The organism is Listeria weihenstephanensis, from assembly GCF_003534205.1.
Lineage (GTDB): Bacteria > Bacillota > Bacilli > Lactobacillales > Listeriaceae > Listeria_A > Listeria_A weihenstephanensis.
The window spans coordinates 394,852-414,393 of sequence record NZ_CP011102.1 but is presented as its reverse complement, the minus strand read 5'-3'; the positions used below and the strand labels follow the sequence as shown (position 1 = coordinate 414,393).

Genomic DNA, 19,542 nt, shown 5'->3' with positions numbered 1-19,542 from the left:
TCTTATCCTTTCAAAAAAGCATATCGTAAGTCTGCAAAAGTTTTTCCGCTTCGTGTTGCCAATTATAGTGCGATATATGTTCATTTCTTCCATCTACAACGTACCGCTTATACATTTCTGGTTCATTTAAAAGTTCCTCAATCGTATCCGCAATCCCAGATACATCGCCCACATCCACAGGAATTCCACTTGCACTATCCATCATTAATTCGCGCCAAAGTGGAAAATCCGAAGCCAGATACGGCAAACCAAATGACATATATTCAAACAGCTTCGTCGGCAGTGACTTCACGTAATTCGGCTCTGGATGAAGAAGCGCCAGCCCAATATGAGACTTCTCATAATAGTGATTAAGTGCCTCTAAATCGAGCCGTCCTTTCAATTGCACGCAACTCTTTAAACCATGTGCTTCCACATAATTCGCACTCCAAGTTCGCAATCGCTCCGGAACTTGGCCAATAATAATCAACTGAAAAACATGGCCGCGCTGTTTCAAAATACTCGCCACACCTAGCATTTCTTTAAATCCACGAATCTCATGAATCGCGCCCGCATAAACTAGCGTCGGCACATCATATTTTTCAACTTCACTTGGTTCCTCTTTCAAAAAAGGATAATTCAGTACATCTTCTTTATACGTCGCGATGCCCAAATACTGTTCTTTATAATATTTCTCCGCGAACAAAATCGCATCCACTTGCGCCAACCGTTTTTTTTCATAGCGCGCCATGCCTTTAATACACCAATTCGGCACCGGAATCCCTTTTATTCGCTTACTTTTCAGCGCAGAAGGAAAATCCTCGTGCATATCGAAAACAATCTTTGCCTGCGTCACTTTCTTCATTCGCGGAACTAAAAACAACAACTCTGGATCATGCAGATGTACCGCATCCGGCTGTTTCCGCTTTACTTCCTGCAAGAAATATCGCCACGTTAGAAACCGCTTCGCCAATCCCCTTTTCGGTAATCGTGTTATCGTTAAGTCAGGATGTTCCGGCAACGCATCATTCGTACCTGCCACCGCATAATAATTCACCCGATAACCCGCACGGAGCAATGTCAACACTTCCTTATGATAAATACGCGGGTCATTCCAAGGATGAACGGAGCTTAAAACGATGATTTCTTTCATAGAGTGGATCAGCCTTCCTTTCTGTTTTCAAAAAATAGTTGATAATAAACGCAATCAAAATACCATGAGTCAGCAAACTTGTAATAAGTGATGTGTCGACCAAACTCCATGCTGGCATCGCAATAAGCGCCGCACTAACAATGAAGTTTCGGTGTTCTGAGATGCTGTCATAGAGATATAAAATCCCCACAAGCAACACGGTGAATCCAATAATTCCTGCATAGCCAAAGTTCGCATAACCATCTGCCCAAATATTCGCATTCGCCGCTAAATCAGGACGTCCAAAGTAATGCTCACCAATCAAGAACGGTGGCAATTGATCATATGGATACGTCATAAACGGTTCTAAAATACTGTGTGAAAGATGTACTTGCGGATTGACCGAGAAAAAGTCGAAATAGTAACTGAGTAACAATCCCGGCGTAATCAACATCCGACGAATAAACAACGACGTGTACTCCGAACTGTTTGTCATTAAGTCTAGTGCCATCGTCAGAAACACCAATGCCGTAATACCATACACAAAGTACAAGACAAAATTACGACCATTTTTGCGTAAACAAAAGATAATCACGATAATAAAAACACTAGATAAGGCGACGCTCTTTTGCCCCGTGATAGAAAAAATGAACAGTTGTCCTAACACACCGATACAAATGAGTAACTTGTTTTTATTCACAAAACCGAGTGCCAAGAGGAGCGCATTCACAATTTTAGACTGCCAATTAATCGCATATCCCGAGAAACGATTCACCTGCTCCCGATACGCTTCCCGCAAATCATACACATCATCCACTTGCGAAAAATTGAAGTGAATCCCAAACGTATGAACGATAATGCCCCATAATGAAAGCGAAAATAACGTAATTAGAATCATCATCACTTTCGTTTTAATTTTGACGTAATAGATGGGGATTAACTTGAAATTCGCTGTCATATAAAGCAATGCCATACAGAATAACAACACGCATTTTAGAATCAGAATTTCGTCAAAGTTATCCATCCGCACATAATCTGGCACAATCATCGCTGGCACATACACCATCATGTATAAAATCCAATAAACTATTCGAGACGGCCGATAAGCATGCGTATTCGACCACAACAACGGGATGAATACGAATACAATGGAGACAAATTGCTCACTCGTACTCGGGTGAAGATTAATGAATCCGAAATAGGTAAAGACTGGGGAGATAAAATCGGTATAGGCTAGCTTTAAACCATATACATAGAAAGCCATACCAACTAGTAGTAATATTTTATTCCATTTGATTTTCATGCATCGTATCCTTTCGTTTAATCCCCCAGCTTCCAAGTAGTAAGAGTGAAACATAACTCACGGTCATCGTAATGCTGAAAAATAAAACGGCCGCCGTCATCCCCAATTGAAGTTGATAAATTAAGAAGAATCCTGCAAGTAGCAACACAAATCGCGAGCTATCCCACACTAATTGCAATCCTTGATTCCCTGTAATATATAGAATCTGCGACACAGGAAGGACGACGATTTGGACTAAAAACATCGGTGTGAGTATTTGTGCATAGACGCCCGCCATTTCCCAACCTGGGCCAAATAACCACGTAAACAACATCGGCGCCACTGCTGCAAACAAGCCCATCGGCACTAGAAAAATGAGAAATAATCGGCTCGTTAGTTTCCAGTATACTTTTTGCAAAGCGGCTGGATTTTCTCGTTGTAACTCGCTCGCCTTGCCATAAAATACTTGACTTAATGCCGTCGTAATCATCGCAATCGGAATCCCAATCATTCGTTGCGTTAAGGAAAATTCGCCACTTGCAGCAACTCCGAAAAACACAACAAACAATAAAGTCGGTAATTGTAAGGCTAAATTATTTAACACTAGCGACGGCATTCCTAATCGTGGAAACTGGCGGTATTTCTTAGCCAATAGCTTCCACCTGCCACGCTCAACCGTTACCCCTTCCTGCTTCACGAAACGAACCAATAAGTTCATCGAGCCTGCAATCCGTCCCAATACATCACCGGCAACAAGCCCAACACCCGTCTTCGTTATCAAGCCCGCCAAACCAATCTGCGCCGCTCCATTCACACTACTTTGCGATATTTTTGCGAATGAAATGTTGCCATATTGGTTATTCCGAATCGCCCAGTAACTCAAAATCTGCTGAATACTAGCTGCGAAAACACCAATCCCGAATAAAATCGGCAACGCATACGAGACAGGCACGTTCATTAGTTGGAATACCGACCATCCCGTCACCAAATACAAAGTCAGTCCGCTTACAAACCACGTCAGCGAAATCCCGATGCACAATAACACGATGTGGCGCACATTATCTCGATCTTCCTCCATCGGAATCGCTTTCTCATACGCAAAGGCGGAAATGACTAAGAAAATCCCGAGTAAGCTCGTATACGTCCCGAATATCCCGAAGTCCGCTGGTGTAAAAATTCGCGTTAAGATTGGTGATAAACCCACTAAGATGAGTTGCGCCACAACATTACCAGAGAAAACCTTCGTGAGATTTTTTAAAAATGAAGATTGAAAAGCTTTCCTCATTGCCTACTGCATCATCGCACGGCGTTCCGGCAAGCCAGAACCAATACGAAAGACTTTCTCGCTATTTTCCCCTTTGAACATGTTTCGCGTATCGACAATCAACTTCGCGTCAGCCATAATCTCCGCTGAGTTGAAAACACAATGATTCGTCAGGATAACAACGGCATCATAGTCACCATAATGCGCATTTTCTTCACTATAAACCGGTGTTCCAGCTTCGTTACGGAAGAACGCGACATGTGGATCATAATAGGAAACATTCGCACCATTTTGATGTAATAACTCGTATACATCGAGCGCTGGTGATTCACGCACATCATCAATATCCGGTTTATACGCCATTCCGAGCACCAACACCTTCGAGCCACGAATCGATTTATAATCCGAATTCAGCGCCTGACTCACTTTATGAATCACCTGTTCCGGCATTTTCTTGTTCGTCTCTTGCGCTAGTTCAATAAATCGACTGAAAAAATTGGCGCCTTTCGCTTTCCATGACAAGTACATCGGATCAAGCGGAATACAATGTCCACCGATGCCTGGTCCTGGCGTAAATTTCATAAAGCCAAATGGTTTCGTTGCGGCTGCATCCACGACTTCCCAAACATTCATGTCCAATGCTTCACATAACATCGCCATCTCATTAATAAACGCAATGTTGATACTGCGGAACGTGTTTTCAAGTAGCTTCGTCATCTCTGCAACCTTCGTCGAACTCACGAGGTACACATTGTCAATCACCTGCGAGTATAACGCTTCACCTAATTGGCAACAATTTGGCGTCGTGCCACCGAGCACTTTTGGCGTATTTTTCGTTTGGAACGTTTTGTTACCTGGATCCACGCGTTCTGGCGAGAAACAAAGGAAGAAGTCTTCACCAACACGGTAACCTAGCGCTTCGATTTCCGCTTGAATCAGCTCTTCGGTTGTACCTGGATACGTCGTGCTTTCCAGCGTAATCAACACACCGGGTTTCATATATCGCTTAATTTCCGCAACCGCCGCAATGATATACGACATGTCCGGTTCTTGCGACTTCGTAAGCGGCGTTGGCACACAGATACATACCGCGTCTACCTCACTCAACTTCGAAAAATCAGTCGTTGGTGCAAAAAGACCATTTTGTACAGCCACTGTTAATTTCTGATTGGTAATATCAATAATATATGAATCGCCTTGTGCGAGTTGGTTGACTTTACCTTCATGGATGTCAAAACCGATAACAGGATATCCTGCTTCGGCAAATTCAATGGCTAGCGGCAAACCGACATAACCGAGTCCAATAACACCCACCGTGACGTTTTTCGTATTTATCTTTTCTTGCATTGCTTCGTAATACATAAACTAGACCTCCATTGGAATGTGAACTTCATTTCGATTGGCTACTTTTAACAGTTCTACAGTAAGCTCTTCTTTAGAAAAAGTCTCATAATTTGCGAGGAGTCGATCAATTAAATATCTGGGTGTGATAATCGCTTTTCCAATGAACATCTCTTCTGTTTCTTCCATTTGGATAAGCTCCTCTGCTTCCAGTAATCCTTCATGAATCTTCTCACCATCGCGAATTCCCGTATATTGAATCGCAATATTTTGTTGCCCCGACATCGTAATCAGTCGCTCGGCAATGTCTTTAATTTTAACGGCTTCTCCCATGTTGAGGACGAAGATATCGCCACCGCTCGTCATCGTTCCGGCTTTCACGACAAGACTCGCCGCTTCCTCAATCGTCATGAAGTAACGCGTCATCTCTGGATTTGTAAGCGTTAGTGGCCCACCTTTTTCGATTTGCTTCAGAAAAAGGGGAACGACACTTCCACGACTTGCGAGGACATTGCCGAATCGTACCGTTGTATAGTTTGTTGCATATTTATTATTTAAATGGGCGACAGTCATTTCTGCGATTCGCTTGCTTGCCCCCATGACATTTTGTGGTTCAACGGCTTTATCGGTCGAAACGAGGACGAATGTGCCAACACCAACTTCGCCAGCCGCTTTGGCAACATTTTTTGTACCGATAATGTTGTTGGCGACGGCGGAATGCGGATTGTTTTGCATAAGTGGCACGTGTTTATGAGCCGCTGCATGGAAGACAAAATCCGGCTTGATTCGTTCCATCAACCGATAGACGCCTTGCTCATCTTGAATTTCTTGAATTTCAGCTGTCACTTTTACTTTCGGATTTGGCATATTCAGCAGTTCATTTTGAATCAGATAAATGCTGTTTTCGCCGTGACCTACTAAAATGAGCTCAGATGGATTTAGTGCATAGACTTGACGGCAAATTTCAGAACCAATCGAACCCCCTGCTCCTGTAATAAACACTTTTTTTTGATGTATTTTCGGATAAATCTCAGCTGAAAGTGTTGTTCTTATTTCGCGTTGTAATAATTTTTCCGCGAAAGCATCGCTCTGTGGTACGTTCATTTGCTTCTTCAATAGAAAGATCTCCTTCTGTCACTCATTTATTGTAATAGTAATACTTACTACCCTTATCTTGCTTCGTTTTGTTCAAGATAATGCCGATGATTGGTGTGTGCGTGCTTTTCAGTGTTGTCATCGCTTTTTGGAATTTTTGTTTCGGTGTTTTATTTTCTTCAGCGACCATGATGATGCCATCGATTTCTTGCGCCACGATTGTAGTGTCGGCAACAATGACAGGAGGAGCGTCTACAAGGATGTAATCGTAATGCTCCTTAACTGTTTCGAATAGCTCGGTTAACGCTGGTTTCGATAGTAATTCGGATGGGTTATTTGGACTTTGACCTGCTGAAATAATATCAACATTATGCAAAGTGGTCTTTTGAATCACAGCATTGACAGCGAGCGTTTCTTCTAAAATATCAGTTAATCCGACCGCGTTATCTACGCCTAAAATATAATGTTGGGATGGTAATCGTAAATCTGCATCAATAATGAGGACATTCATATTTTGCCGCCCCATCACATCTGCTAGATTGGCGATAATAGTGGACTTACCTTCTTGTGGCTTCGTTGAGGTAATCATGATGGTTTTCAGTGCTCGTTTTTTGCTGATGAATTCGATATTTGTCCGAATCATTCGGAATTGTTCTGCGATTTTCGAGCCTTTTTGGTGCTTAATCAGTAGTTTTGAACGTTCTTTTTGCACGATGCTTCACCTTCTTCTTCCGTTCTTTTTGAATCGAGCCCATAATTGGAACGTCTGTCAATGCTTCGATGTCTTTTTCAGATTTGATGGTTGTGTTCAGAAGTTGAAGTAGGAACGTTACTAGGATTCCGAGAACGAGTCCCCCGAATGCGCCTAAAGCAAGCGCGGATTTTTTATCGGGATTGATGGGAACTTTGTTGTCCTCTGCCTTCGCCTCTGAAAGGACGGTAACATTTTGTTGATCCATGATGTTCTTAATGTCTTTTTTGAAGATGGTCGTCATTTCGTTTGCGATAAGCGCGGCATCGTCAGGATCTTCATCTGTCACTTTGATGGTGATGACTTGCGAACTGTTTTCATTTTCAACGGCGATTTGCTGCTTCAACTGTTTGACCGATTGGGGTAAATCCAAATTATCTTTCACTTGGTCTAAAATTCGATTACTCGTCAAGATAACAGAATACGTATTGACAAACTGTTGATTCGATTGCACATCAGAGGCTGTCACTTGTTCTTCTTTTTGCTGATTCACAAGAACGTCTGTGGACACTTGGTAAGTCGGTGTAATAAAGTAAGAGGTATAAAGGGCCATCGCTATCATGCCTGCTATACAAGCGGCGACAACGATGTACCAATATTTTTTAAAGAACTGGCCGATATGTTTGATATCGAGCGTTTTTTCCATTTAACTCGCATCCTTGATTGTATTTATCGTCCATGTTGCTTTTGATTTTGTATCGGGGTTTTCGTAGGTCAATGTTAATGGTGTATCGCCTTTTAACACATAAAATGCATCGCCTTCTGCTTCATCCCCAGGTGCTAATGTTGTGCCAAGGCTTGTCGATGGATATATTTCAAGTGTCTTTCCTTCACTGTTCTTGACTGATAACAGCATTGCGTCTAGAGGTTGCGCATCGGCACCGTTGTTCTTGCCTTTGAGATGGATTTTAAGGATTGTGTCATCTGTTTTTTTGGCTTTATCGAGTTTGACTGCTTCTGTAATTTCAATAGCCACACCATCTACTTTTTTCGTCATGTTGGTCGATTCTTTTTTAGCGACGGTTTCGGATTTCGGTGTGTTATCTTTTGTATCATCTGCGGTGTTCCCACATCCACCTAGTACTAAGGTTAGAGCTGCGAGACTGGCAAAAATAGTTGCTTTTTTCATTAGGTTTGGAACCTCCATGTAAGTATCGTATTTAAAAGGGAAACTCTTAACTGACATAAGCCAGTTAAGAGTTCGAGAATGCAATTATTTAGCGACAACTGTTACTGTTGTACCTGTGTCTCCTGGAATTTGTGCACCAAGATCGACAGTGATTTTATCGCCGGCTTTCAATTTACGTGATACTCCTGTTTCGTCTTTAAAGAAACGGCTGTAAATTTTGAATCGACCGTTTGAACCGATACCACCTGCTGTTACTGCATCGATGTTTGCTTGTGGTGTTACCGTACGTTGTGCTACGCCGTTAATGGATAGACGTAATACTTGTGTTCCTGTTGGTACTAAACCAGTAATATAATCAGACTCAGCTTTTACTGTGTCGATAATTGGTTTAGCAGCTTGACTTACAGTTACACTAGTTGCTAAGTTCGCTGGTGTTTTGTTACCGTAATCGACTGTTACGATATCACCTTGTTTCAGGCGTAGATTAGATACAGTACCATCTGAAACGAAACGGCTGTAGAATGAGAAGTTACCATTAGCATCTGGTGCAACCAAACGTTGCGGTACTCCGTTGACGATTAAACGTACGGACACTGTGCCTGCTGGTGCTTTACCTGTAATCGCTTGTTGGAATGGTGCTACACTGTCTACCATTGGTGCTGTTGCTGGAATATAGTTTGCTACTTTTACAGTTGTGGATGGGCTAGTTTTAGCAGAGTTCTTTTGCGCGACAGTGATGACTGTATCTGCTTTTTGTACTGGAATCGTTACGGAATATTTACCGTCAGCTCCGATCGTAGCTGTATACGTTGCTGTTCCAATTTTGACAACTGCAGTTAATCCTGGTGTTCCTTTACCTGTAACAACTGTGTCTTTATTCGTTACGTTGTTTACAGTTGGAGCAGTTAGGACTGCATTTTTAGCATCCAATTTAGCTTGTGCATTATCGATGTCTTTTTGTAAATCTGCTTTTACTGCTGGGTCTTTTACTTTGTTTACTAAGGCTTGTGCTGCGTCAATTTTTGCTTGATCTGTTGTAGTTTTAATATCTTGACTTGGGTTGTTGTTCATAAATAAGTCATCTACTGATGTTTTTGCTGCTTCTTGCGCTGCTTTTTCTGCTGCTGCGGCTGTTGCTGCTTCTTCTTTTTTATCTAGTTGGTCTTGAGCCTTGTCGATGTCTTTTTGTAAATCTTCTTTAACCGCTGGATCTGTGATTTTATTTACTACCGCTTGGGCTGCATCAATTTTTGCTTGATCTGTTGTATCTTTGATGTCTTTGCTTGGGTCATTATTTACAAACAATCCGTCTACTGCTTCTTTACCCGCTGCTGTCGCTTTATCAGATTCTTTTTTATCTAATTGTGCTTGTGCATTATCAATATCTTTTTGTAAATCTTCTTTTACTGTTGGATCTACTACTTTATTTACTTCTGCTTGCGCTGCATCAATTTTTGCTTGATCTGTTGTATCTTTAATTGGTTTAGTTGGATCATTGTCAACAAATAGGCCGTCTACTGATACTGTTGCTGTTTCTCCTGTTTTGTCGATAACAGTTTTTTCAATTGTATCTTCGCCACTTTTGATAGTGACTGTTTGACCAGGTGCTGGTTTCGTAATATCAATGCTAAATTTACCTGTTGAATCCGTTGTACCTGAGTATTGTTTTGAACCAATAGTTACTGTTACAGCTTGGTTTGGTAGGCCTATTCCTGTCACTTTTGTTGTGTCAGAAGTAATATCATCTACCATCAAACTTGTTTTTTGTGTCACTTGAACATCGCTGAATTTAGCGCCGTAAACTGAAATCAATGAAATATCGGTCGTTGTACTAGTAGCAACAAAATCTATAGAGGAGTTTGGGACATTCTGATTCCAATCCGTACTACTTTGTGCCAATTTATTTTTATTTTGGTCCATTACTGTTACGACAGCAGCTCCACCTGAAGTCCACGCCAAATTATTTGGATCTTGGTACCAAGACGTATTTATTCTAAGATTGCTTTTTATAGTATATTTTTGACCTGGTATTGTTTTAATAGTTTGTTGTACACCTTGCGCTGACCTACTATGGTTCAATGGTCCATAAAAGGATAGACTTTTATTCCCATCCTCTGAAAAAGAAATATAGTTAGCATGATCGCCTATGATAGTTCCATTTTTTCCATATGTTGTTGAGTACTGGTATTCATATGTGCTCGGCTGAATGTTTTTCACAGTCGTTTGTCTAGAATTATGTCCTTCAAACGTAGCTGTTACTGGTGTCCATCCAACGTACCCTATACCATTCGTATTAGTTACAAAATCAGGGTGTGCCAATAAATTAGTTGAAGCTGTTTGTGTTTCTAATTGTCGTTCTGCCTTGTTTACTGTTGCTTCTTCTGCATTTGCAATAGTAGCAAGTGGTTGTGCCACTACTGAGAATGCGATTGTTGCTACTGCTGCTGTTTTCAATGCCTTTTTCATTAAATCGTTCTTGTTCCCTTTGTTAGTTGTTGAATGTGTCATTATATTTTTCAATCTCCTTCAAATTTGGTTTTTTGTTGCTTTTCGTTCTGCTTTCTTGCCACTTCCATCGATGTCGCTGCCTGTTCCCAAGCATCACCGCCCTTCCAGGTTTTCATTTATTTATCATACATGGGCTATCTCTTTCTTATTCAAGATAAATCGGTGCTCATCTTTTTCAAAGACGCCTTCCATTTCTAACTGCTTACACAGGCGTGAAATATGTTGGCGGGATGCACCCATGTAATTCGCAATAATCTGTTTCGTGAAAATTTTCGGTAATTTCATTTGATTAGGCTCGTCTTCCCCGTAAAGTTGTCCCAAATACGTTAATATTCCAATCAATTGTTCTCGTGTATCAAACGTTTGTAATGTATACTTTTCTAATAATTTGATATTCATCCTTTTCATATAGTGATAGAGATAAAATGCCCCTTCTTGAGAGTACATCAGTTTTCTCATCACTTCTTCCTTTGAAAAACGCCAAGCTATCGTATCTGTTAAAGCTATCACACTAACGAACGATTCTTCGTTTCCTAATATATCGCTAATACCGACAATATCATGTTTTCCAATAAAGCTCATCGTGTGTCCATGTTTTGACGACTCACAAATGCCAGCTTGAACAAAATAGATGGAATCTTGTACTACATCTTCCAAGCAAAGTATATCTTTTTTATGGAAAAAAACTTTTTCTTTATGAATCGGATAATAATTTTCGTCGGACAGTACTTTTAATAATTGTAAACTACTAAACTCTTGCTCAATGACACTCTTATCGAAGAGTTCTAAATAACTAATAAGCCTTCACCCCTCTCTTCACTGCCTTTCGCTATATTTATCTTATCATGTACTTTTTTACGTTGATGGAACTTATGAGACGAGAAATTCATTTATTTTCGTACATTTTGTGACGTGTAATTTTTAATTAATGCCTGCTACCACGACTAGCTTGTTCATTATTTGGGTAATTATATATGTAGATGGAGCGCGCCGTGTATACTCGTTGTTTCATTCCTTTCTTGTTTTTCAGGATGTTTCTTTTCGATGAACCTAGTATATCTCGCTTTGTAATTCTTTGCTTTTTAAGCGCGATACTGATAAAATTTCACAAAAGTCCTACCATACCTAAATCAGTATGCAAAGCTCTTTTTTAAATTTCTAAATACGTAAAAAAACGAAATTAGGCTCTATAACGCCTGCTTTTTGAACGTTTTGTGAACAATATAAAAAGCATCAAATTTCGCTACACCGCACCTTTTTGGGTACTGATAAGCTTTATTGATACTTTTAAAGGTATGATGTTAACTTAAAAAAGGGGATGATATATATGTATAAGAAAACCGAGTTAGAATCCTACGCTTCCTTTTCCAACATTCTAAAAATCCTGAAATCCGATAAAAATTTCAATCACTTTTGTACGCAGCATCGGGTCGCGAAGGGCACTAGTATGACGATAGGCAATAGTCGCAAGGTTTGCTATCTACTAGAAAGTGGCTACTTGCAGCAACGTTTTATTGGGGAAGATGGCGTGAGTAATTATTTCATCAATTTTCCTGGCGAATTCGTAACCCTGCCAATTATAGAGGAACATATCCCGTATGAGACGAATTTCTCTTTTTTATCAGACGCTGTTTGGTGGGAGATTGATTTTGAGTATTTGCGTGGGGTATTACGAACAGAAGATCCCAAGAATTTCATCCTACTTCAATTTGCAGTAGAATCACGCTATCGACTTTATACTTTAGCGACTATGCGCAAAATGGATGCAGAAAAACGCGTCATCTTTACGTTACTACGCTTGGCTCGGTTCGGTATGCGGGTGAAAGACGATCAAAGAGAATTGCCGTTATTCACAAGTTACGCCGTTATTGCGGATATGTCTGATACATCAAAGAGCTATACGACGGCAGTACTGGCCAAACTGCGGAAACAAGATATCCTAGTATCGCAGAATGCACCATGGGTTATCAAGAAAATGGGCGTGCTTCAAGATATTCTTGGTACGGATATAGAAGAGAAACCACCTTTTTGATTGGCGCAATGCGATAAAGAAGCCCCATCTTATGCCAAGATGGGGCTTTGAATGTGACTATGCAAGCGCGAATAAGAGATTCCTCTTGATTCACGACAAAAAATGACACTTCTTCACACGCTATTTCCGAAAATAGTGCGTTGATACAAACTCGAGTTGTACCTAGTGATCAGTCCAAAATCACCTTTTTCTCTTGATCTGGAATTTTTTCAATACGACCTAAGAAAATTGTGATTGATAAAATTCCAATCACCATCACGACACCCGCCACAACAAACGCAATCGAGAAACTGCCCGTCGCGCCGACGATAAACCCAGTCACAATCGGAGCTGCAATCGCCGTCAAGTTACCAATAAAGTTCATAAACCCACTCACCGCACCAACCGAACCATTCGGCGCTAAGATCGATGGCATCGACCAATTAATCGTAGACGCAATACAAATTCCCGAAACCGCGATGCTAAAGAAGATAATTGCCGTCCGCGTATCCGTCGTTGTTGCCGCCCCAATAACCGCGAGTCCAAGCAACATCCCAATCGTCAAAAATAACTTCCGCACCTTCGACGGATCAAATCCTCGCTTAATCAGAAAATCAACGAACAATCCGCCAATTAAAATACTAGACAGCGCCCCACAAGCCCACGGAATCGCCGTATATAAACCCGATTTCATAATATCCAAATGAAGTTCCTGCATCAAATAGTTAGGCAACCACGTCAAAAACAAGAAAAACGAATAATTATACGCAGCCGCACCAATCGCAAGCGCCCACAATTTACGCTGTTTCATCAAGTACAACAAGCTACTACCCTCACCTTGCGCGACCTGTTTTTGCACATCGCCCGCCTGAATATAATCCAATTCCTCTTTTGAAAGTCGTGGATGTTCCTCAGGATCACGATAAAGCAACCAAAACCAAACACAATAAACAATACTAATCGCCGCGGTTAGCAAAAACGCCTCACGCCAGCCCCATTTCGAAATAACAAAAGCAACCAGGGGCACACCGATCACATTTGATAGTTTGGACGACATATCAAACATCGCCGTCGCAAAACCACGTTCCTTCAGCGGAAACCAATATCCCGTTGCTTTCGAAGCCGCACTAAACGCCGGAGCCTCCGCCACACCAAGCGATAATCTTAAAATAAATAATGGCAATAATCCACTAATAAACGCCGTAAGTCCCGTCGCAAAAACCCAAACAATCGAACACACCCGGTTCAACCACTTTACACCGATCCGGTCCAATACTAAGCCCATCGGAATCTGCATCAGCGCATACGTCCAAGAAAAAGAAGATAACAAAATACCAAACATCGCTGGCGAAATGCTGAGTTCATCCATTAAAACTTGCCCTGCTACCGTCAAATTAATACGATCAAAATAGTTCACTAAACAGCCGAAACCAAGTAACAAGCCTATCCAAAATCTAAACTTTTTCTTTGTTGTGATAACTTTCCCCAATTCTATTTGTCGTTCCATCTTTTCCCCTCCCAAGGTGCATACATTGTTCACAATTGAGCATTAATTATACCATATAAAAAATGATTAAAATATAGTGAAAACCAACAAAACCTCTTAGAAAACGAAATATTTCCTAAGAGGCATTATTTATTAGTTCAAACTTTTGTGCAATAAATCCAATACTTGTCGTAACTCATCCACCGCAACTTGACCAGGCGCTGAAGCCTTTTTCGCAGCCCCGAATGTCAACGCCGAACCGAAAATTTCTCCTGCTAACCGAGAAACAACCCCAGTTCCCGCCATCGACATCGTTACAATCGGACGATCCGCAAATTTTTCACGCATCGTATTGGTCGCACTAAGTAACGTCAATACATCAGCAGGCGATTGCGGCATCACAGCAATTTTAGGCAAATCCGCGCCGAAATCTTGCATCTTCACAAGGCGTGACACGATTTCATCCTCAGCCGGCGTCTTCGCAAAATCATGATTCGACATGATCACTTTCGCACCAGCTGCATGAATCGCCGCAACAAGTTCCGCCACTTCCTGATCTCCCGTAAATAGCTCCACATCAACGATATCCGCCATGCCAGTCGCAGCAACTTCCTTATTCAGCGCCACATAATCCGCTACTGGAAACTCACGCTCACCGCCCTCTTTCGCACTTCGGAACGTGAATATAACTGGTATATTTCCTAAAATGCTCCGAATCTCGCGCAACATATTTTTCACCTTCGCGATATCCGCCACATCTTCATAAAAATCCACACGCCATTCCACTGCGTCCAAATCAATGTCCACCAGCATACGCGCTTCTTCAAGCAATAGTTCGGAATTCACACCGACCATAGGGACACAAATACTAGGCGCACCCTCACCAATCACGATATCTCTCACTGCCACACTTTTCATATCCGTTTTCCTCCTCGTATGCTAATTTACCTTCACTACTTTACGATAACGATAAAAGATGATTAATGCAATCAGAAAACCTGCCGCAGCGATAAAAAAGTCAAACAACATAATATTCGCAATACTAGTTTTCGACATTTGCCCCGTAATTAGCGGAATCGTAAACGAAGCGATACTTCCTGCTGTATAAAAAATCCCCGTCACAGTGCCCTTTCCACCTGGGAAAAGCTCCGCCATAATCGTAAGACCCAGTTGCAAAACACCACCGGCAGCTGAGAACCCGATCACAAACGCAAAGATAAAACACATAACTGGCGTTGGGAACAGGTAAACCGCGAGTAAAGCAACCATCGAAATAAACGTATACAGTACTAAAAAGTAAACCGGGCGAACCATTTTCTTCACAAGCGCTGACGTCAAGAACACACACGAAAGCGACCCAATCGTATAAATACTAACTAACGATAACGAAGAACCACGACTCATTCCAGCGACACTTTCCCCATACTGCGCCAACCACTGGCTTACCAAGTAAAACGTAGCTTGAGCAATATATCCGTATAAAATGAAACAAATTCCTTCCACCATAAACTTAGGCTTCTGTTTAAATTCCGTCTGAGGAACATCCGCCGCAGCTGCATCATCCGCACTCTGTTTATGATTTGGAAACGGCCGCTTCATGAGATAAAGCGCATTCGCTCCCAAAATAACAATCGCAACAATAAATGACCAGCCATACCAAGCACCAGTAGCCGCTAAAACACCAATAATAAGCGGTAATGCGAACTGACCACCAGAAATAAAGGCCTTAATAATAACATTCGCTGTTCCCGGTGATTTCGGAAATGATTCCATCAAAGCTGGATATGTACCCGAATCAAGGAACGAATTCGCAATCCCTGCCAAAATACCAAAAATATAAGCAACAGCAATCGTCGGACTAAATAAAATCCCGATAAAGAAAGCCAAGTACGCCGCCATTCCTAAATAAACAAACGGCTTCCGTCCAAATTTATCCGACAACCATCCCGACACAAACAATACGAGCAGACGCCCAATTCCAAGCGAAGAAATAACAACCGCAACCCCCGCTTTATCCGTTCCCCATTGTTCCGACAAAGACGTCATATTCAGCGTAATAATTAAAACGCCCATTCCATGCACAAAGTAGTTAATATAAAGCCCAATCGCTGTAGGCATGTACTTATTTTTCATCTGCTTTACTCCCTTATTTGTTTTTTTAGAATAACAATTCCTTAATATAATCCACAGGCATTTCTTCCCCAGTCCAAATCTCAAATGCCTTCGCACCTTGCCATAACATCATGCCTAGTCCATTAATCGTCTCACATCCAACACCCTCTGCCATCCCTAGCAAATGACTTTTCGTTGGAATATACACAACATCCGACACAATCAAATCAGGACGTAAATAAGAAGCATCTGGAACAACACTTTGTCCAACATACGGCTTCATACCGATCGACGTCGCATTGGTGAAAATGACACTGTCCGCAATCTCCGCGCGCAGAGCATCAACATCATCCAAATCAAACAACTGCGCCTTACAATCCGTTTTTGCATTAATGTCCTGAACTGTTTGCTCCGCACGATCGAAAAACGCATCCTTCTTATTGAAAATCGAAATTTCCTTCACGCCATCAAGTGCCGCCTGAATACAAATCGCAGTCGCAGCACCGCCAGCACCAGCGATCGTCATTTTCTTTCCGATAATATCCACATTCGCCTCAACAAGCGCGCGCATATATCCCGTTCCATCCGTAATATGCCCCGTCAAAACACCATCATCATTCACGATCGTATTCACAGCACCAGCAAGTTCCGCCGCCGGAGACAGTTTATCCAAGTATTTCTTCACCAACACCTTATTCGGCATCGTCACATTACTTCCACGAACACCAAGCGCCCGGTAGCCCTTAATAACGTCCTCCAACTGCTCATTACCAACATCAAAAGCCAAATAAACATAATCCAATCCTAACTTCGCAAAAGCCTCATTATGCATCTTCGGCGATAAACTGTGCGAAATCGGCGTACCTAATAATCCAATCAACTGCGTCTTCCCAGAAATACGTTCTGCCATTCTAAAAACTTCCTTTCCCATATGTGTATTATTGAACATAAAAATCTAAAATTCCAAATCTACTACCAAATAAAATTTTTAAAAGCATCGAATTAGCAGTAATAAAGGGGATTACCACTGCCATTCACATACTTCGTCATAAAAGAGGTGGGAGCCTCTAAACAACCTAACTTAGCATTCATGAAAAACCGTCATTCTCGATTTCCCGCTGAACCCCAGCCTGGCGAGAAATGCTTATATTCTAGGCAAAGTCGAGCACTGGAGCGGAATGTACGATGTGTACACGAGCACCTGGGCGGAGACTTTAACGACGAAGATAAGCGTTTATCGTCACGCTGGGCTTATAATGAACCTATTTTTACTAGCGTCTTAAGAATATTCCTACCCTCACGAACACCATCCAGTATCTTTCTCGTCGCGCGACTGTCGCCAATATTCACAACCTCCACGCCTTGTTCCACATAATAATTCTCAAGTTCACTTAGATCTGGTTTCTCTGGCCTCATACCGAGACAAACAAAACCATAATCAAAATCTAGCTGTTCCTCCACATCTTCAAAGGAAACTTTAAAATGCGATTCGCCAACTTCCATCAACGAAGTATTCAGACGCACACTCACCGATTCATCATCAATCATTTGCATCATCGACAAGCGCGTGATCATATCCAAATCCTGGCCAAGCGCAGGCAACCGTTCAATAATTGTCACCGCCGCTCCACGTTCCGCGAAGAATTCAACAACATCCAAGCCAACCGCTCCGCCACCAACAACCACAATCTTTTTGTCAGCGAAATCAGTAAATCCATCTAACCCTGCAATCATACCAGAAATCGACTTCACTTTACCACCTGATTTATCAACATTTTCAAGCAATCCCGCAATCGGTGGCAAAATTGGCTTCGATCCCGTCGCATTCACAACGATATCCGGCTTATAATGATCAAGCGTCGCAATGTCCGCTTTCACACCCGTCAACGTCACCAAATTTTTCAAGCGACGACTTCGCTCTATCAGATAATCCGGAAAATCGCCAATCCGTTCCTTATCAGGCAAAAAGGAAATATCACGAGCCAACCCACCAAGATAATCTCGTCCTTCAAATAGTGTCACCTGGCATCCAACCTCAGCCGCCGTACAAGCCGCCTCAAGCCCAGCCGTTCCACCACCAATGACCACAACATTCGTCTGTTTGTTCACGCGATTTTCCAAATAAGCATCCTCGTTTATCAAATCCGGATTAATCGTACAGCAGATCGGCCGATTCAGCGCAATCCGATGCCCCGCGCAACCAATATTACACGAAATACACTTACGCAACATCGCTTCATTTCCCGATGCCACCTTCTCGACCCACTTAGGTTCCGCGATCAGACCACGACCCATACCGATCAAATCCGCCTCACCATCCGCTACCAATTTCTCAGCAACATCAGGATTACGAATATTCCCCGTCGTCATCGTCGGCTTTCCGAACTTATCCTTCACAGCCTTCGCCATATAAGAACGCCATCCATCCGCCAAATTCATTTTATCAATCTGATACTGCAACGAATCATTGACCCCAGCAGAAACATTGAAAATATCCACCTCGTCATTCAAAAATTCGAGCAGTGCAAGCGTGTCATCAAGCGTATTACCGCCCTTCACAAACTCATCCGCACTCACACGTAACATAATCGGGAAAAATGGGCCAACTTGCGCCCTCACCTCATCAATAATCATCCGTGCAAAACGCGTCCGATTTTCCATGCTACCACCAAACTCATCCGTCCGCTTGTTATAAAGCGGCGATAGAAACTGACAAATCAAGTAAGAATGCCCCGCATGAATCTCAACAGCGTCAAACCCAGCCATTTGCACACGTTTAGCAGCCTTCCCATAATACTTCACAATATCCAATATTTCTTCCTGTTCTAGCGGACGAGGAATCCCGCCACCTTTCTTAGAAGGAATATCAGATGCCGAAACAGCTTGCATCCCAATACGTTCCGCAACCGCCGAAGCTCCCGAATGATTAATCTGTAACGCGACACACGCACCATAATTGTGTAATCGCTCCGTCAACTGATACATTCCAGGAATAAAGCTATCATGATCAATCCTAATCTGCGTCGTCCCATTCGAACCAAGTGGATACTCGACCGCCGCATTCTCAACAACAATCAGGCCCGTTCCACCTTTTGCCCGCTGCTCATAATATTTAATATGTTTCTCTTGCATCGAACCATCCGGCCCCGCAAAATTCGTACCCATAGGAGGCATGACAACACGATTCTTGAGCGTCATCCGCTTAACTGTTAGAGGTGAAAATAAATGCTGATACTTCTTCATTTTTGAGACTCCTTTACAAATCCATCTGTCTTTGTTGGAAATCTTCTCATGCGCGCCAAGTGAATATTCCAAATTGTTATTGTCACGAATCCATGTTATACTTTTCACATAAAACATGTCGCGTGTCTATACTCTTATTATAAACGCAGCATCATATCGATATCCAATACTTTTTTTCAGCTTCATTCATAGTTTTTATCTATAGCTTC

16 protein-coding genes are annotated in these 19,542 nt (G+C 42.0%); 1 reads left to right on the top strand and 15 read right to left on the bottom strand.

The window, feature by feature from the left end; translation table 11 throughout:
- Positions 1-10: 10 nt before the first annotated feature.
- The 10 genes from UE46_RS01960 to UE46_RS01915 form a co-directional block, all read right to left on the bottom strand.
- Complete coding sequence (locus UE46_RS01960; protein ID WP_036060501.1) at positions 11-1,132, bottom strand: glycosyltransferase family 4 protein; 1,122 nt, start codon at positions 1,130-1,132, stop codon at positions 11-13.
- Positions 1,089-2,414: a hypothetical protein gene (locus tag UE46_RS01955; RefSeq protein WP_036060503.1), complete on the bottom strand. Its 1,326-nt coding sequence runs from the start codon at positions 2,412-2,414 to the stop codon at positions 1,089-1,091. Before UE46_RS01955 ends, UE46_RS01960 begins: the two co-directional genes overlap by 44 nt.
- Complete coding sequence (locus UE46_RS01950) at positions 2,395-3,678, bottom strand: lipopolysaccharide biosynthesis protein (RefSeq protein ID WP_036060506.1); 1,284 nt, start codon at positions 3,676-3,678, stop codon at positions 2,395-2,397. The genes UE46_RS01955 and UE46_RS01950 overlap by 20 nt, the downstream gene beginning before the upstream one ends.
- 3 nt (positions 3,679-3,681) lie before the next feature.
- On the bottom strand, positions 3,682-5,019 hold the full coding sequence (locus UE46_RS01945) for a nucleotide sugar dehydrogenase (RefSeq protein WP_118907354.1): 1,338 nt from the start codon (positions 5,017-5,019) through the stop codon (positions 3,682-3,684).
- A gap of 3 nt (positions 5,020-5,022) precedes the next feature.
- A complete protein-coding gene (locus tag UE46_RS01940) occupies positions 5,023-6,114 on the bottom strand; it encodes a UDP-N-acetylglucosamine 4,6-dehydratase family protein (RefSeq protein WP_118907353.1) in 1,092 nt (363 codons plus the stop codon).
- A 22-nt stretch (positions 6,115-6,136) separates the two neighbouring features.
- Complete coding sequence (locus tag UE46_RS01935) at positions 6,137-6,805, bottom strand: CpsD/CapB family tyrosine-protein kinase (RefSeq protein ID WP_036060336.1); 669 nt, start codon at positions 6,803-6,805, stop codon at positions 6,137-6,139.
- Entirely contained in the window at positions 6,774-7,490 is a 717-nt protein-coding gene (locus tag UE46_RS01930; protein ID WP_051492875.1) for a YveK family protein, read from the bottom strand. The genes UE46_RS01935 and UE46_RS01930 overlap by 32 nt, the downstream gene beginning before the upstream one ends.
- Positions 7,491-7,973 carry a DUF4352 domain-containing protein gene (locus tag UE46_RS01925; protein ID WP_036060335.1) on the bottom strand — a complete coding sequence of 161 codons (483 nt, stop codon included), beginning with the start codon at positions 7,971-7,973 and terminating at the stop codon, positions 7,491-7,493. It abuts the gene before it with no gap.
- Positions 7,974-8,057: 84 nt separating this feature from the next.
- The gene (locus tag UE46_RS01920) at positions 8,058-10,481 is read right to left on the bottom strand and encodes a toxin Cry1Ac domain D-VI-related protein (protein ID WP_036060332.1); all 2,424 of its coding nucleotides are present in this window, start codon (positions 10,479-10,481) and stop codon (positions 8,058-8,060) included.
- A 123-nt stretch (positions 10,482-10,604) separates the two neighbouring features.
- Positions 10,605-11,183, bottom strand: coding sequence for a Crp/Fnr family transcriptional regulator (locus UE46_RS01915; RefSeq protein WP_257791170.1), 579 nt, complete (start codon positions 11,181-11,183; stop codon positions 10,605-10,607).
- A 625-nt stretch (positions 11,184-11,808) separates the two neighbouring features.
- Between UE46_RS01915 and UE46_RS01910 the strand changes: the two genes are divergently transcribed.
- A complete protein-coding gene (locus UE46_RS01910) occupies positions 11,809-12,513 on the top strand; it encodes a Crp/Fnr family transcriptional regulator (RefSeq protein WP_036060326.1) in 705 nt (234 codons plus the stop codon).
- A 169-nt stretch (positions 12,514-12,682) separates the two neighbouring features.
- Here the strand turns inward: UE46_RS01910 and UE46_RS01905 are convergent, their stop codons facing one another.
- From UE46_RS01905 to UE46_RS01885, 5 genes are all read right to left on the bottom strand, one after another.
- Entirely contained in the window at positions 12,683-13,999 is a 1,317-nt protein-coding gene (locus UE46_RS01905) for an MFS transporter (RefSeq protein WP_051492873.1), read from the bottom strand.
- Between the two features lie 132 nt (positions 14,000-14,131).
- On the bottom strand, positions 14,132-14,896 hold the full coding sequence (gene aroD, locus UE46_RS01900) for a type I 3-dehydroquinate dehydratase (RefSeq protein ID WP_036060323.1): 765 nt from the start codon (positions 14,894-14,896) through the stop codon (positions 14,132-14,134).
- Between the two features lie 21 nt (positions 14,897-14,917).
- Positions 14,918-16,111 carry an MFS transporter gene (locus UE46_RS01895; protein WP_036060321.1) on the bottom strand — a complete coding sequence of 398 codons (1,194 nt, stop codon included), beginning with the start codon at positions 16,109-16,111 and terminating at the stop codon, positions 14,918-14,920.
- Positions 16,112-16,136: 25 nt separating this feature from the next.
- Complete coding sequence (locus UE46_RS01890) at positions 16,137-17,000, bottom strand: shikimate dehydrogenase (RefSeq protein ID WP_036060319.1); 864 nt, start codon at positions 16,998-17,000, stop codon at positions 16,137-16,139.
- A 341-nt stretch (positions 17,001-17,341) separates the two neighbouring features.
- Positions 17,342-19,333, bottom strand: a complete 1,992-nt coding sequence (locus UE46_RS01885) for an oxidoreductase (protein ID WP_036060316.1) — start codon at positions 19,331-19,333, stop codon at positions 17,342-17,344.
- Between the last annotated feature and the right edge of the window lie 209 nt (positions 19,334-19,542).

Coding starts and splice junctions, on each gene's coding strand:
- UE46_RS01885 (WP_036060316.1), bottom strand. CDS start 19,333: ATGAAGAAGTATCAGCATTTATTTTCACCTCTAACAGTTAAGCGGATG.
- UE46_RS01945 (WP_118907354.1), bottom strand. CDS start 5,019: ATGTATTACGAAGCAATGCAAGAAAAGATAAATACGAAAAACGTCACG.
- UE46_RS01930 (WP_051492875.1), bottom strand. CDS start 7,490: ATGGAAAAAACGCTCGATATCAAACATATCGGCCAGTTCTTTAAAAAA.
- UE46_RS01905 (WP_051492873.1), bottom strand. CDS start 13,999: ATGGAACGACAAATAGAATTGGGGAAAGTTATCACAACAAAGAAAAAG.
- UE46_RS01925 (WP_036060335.1), bottom strand. CDS start 7,973: ATGAAAAAAGCAACTATTTTTGCCAGTCTCGCAGCTCTAACCTTAGTA.
- aroD (WP_036060323.1), bottom strand. CDS start 14,896: ATGAAAAGTGTGGCAGTGAGAGATATCGTGATTGGTGAGGGTGCGCCT.
- UE46_RS01955 (WP_036060503.1), bottom strand. CDS start 2,414: ATGAAAATCAAATGGAATAAAATATTACTACTAGTTGGTATGGCTTTC.
- UE46_RS01960 (WP_036060501.1), bottom strand. CDS start 1,132: ATGAAAGAAATCATCGTTTTAAGCTCCGTTCATCCTTGGAATGACCCG.
- UE46_RS01890 (WP_036060319.1), bottom strand. CDS start 17,000: ATGGCAGAACGTATTTCTGGGAAGACGCAGTTGATTGGATTATTAGGT.
- UE46_RS01895 (WP_036060321.1), bottom strand. CDS start 16,111: ATGAAAAATAAGTACATGCCTACAGCGATTGGGCTTTATATTAACTAC.
- UE46_RS01910 (WP_036060326.1), top strand. CDS start 11,809: ATGTATAAGAAAACCGAGTTAGAATCCTACGCTTCCTTTTCCAACATT.
- UE46_RS01950 (WP_036060506.1), bottom strand. CDS start 3,678: ATGAGGAAAGCTTTTCAATCTTCATTTTTAAAAAATCTCACGAAGGTT.
- UE46_RS01920 (WP_036060332.1), bottom strand. CDS start 10,481: ATGACACATTCAACAACTAACAAAGGGAACAAGAACGATTTAATGAAA.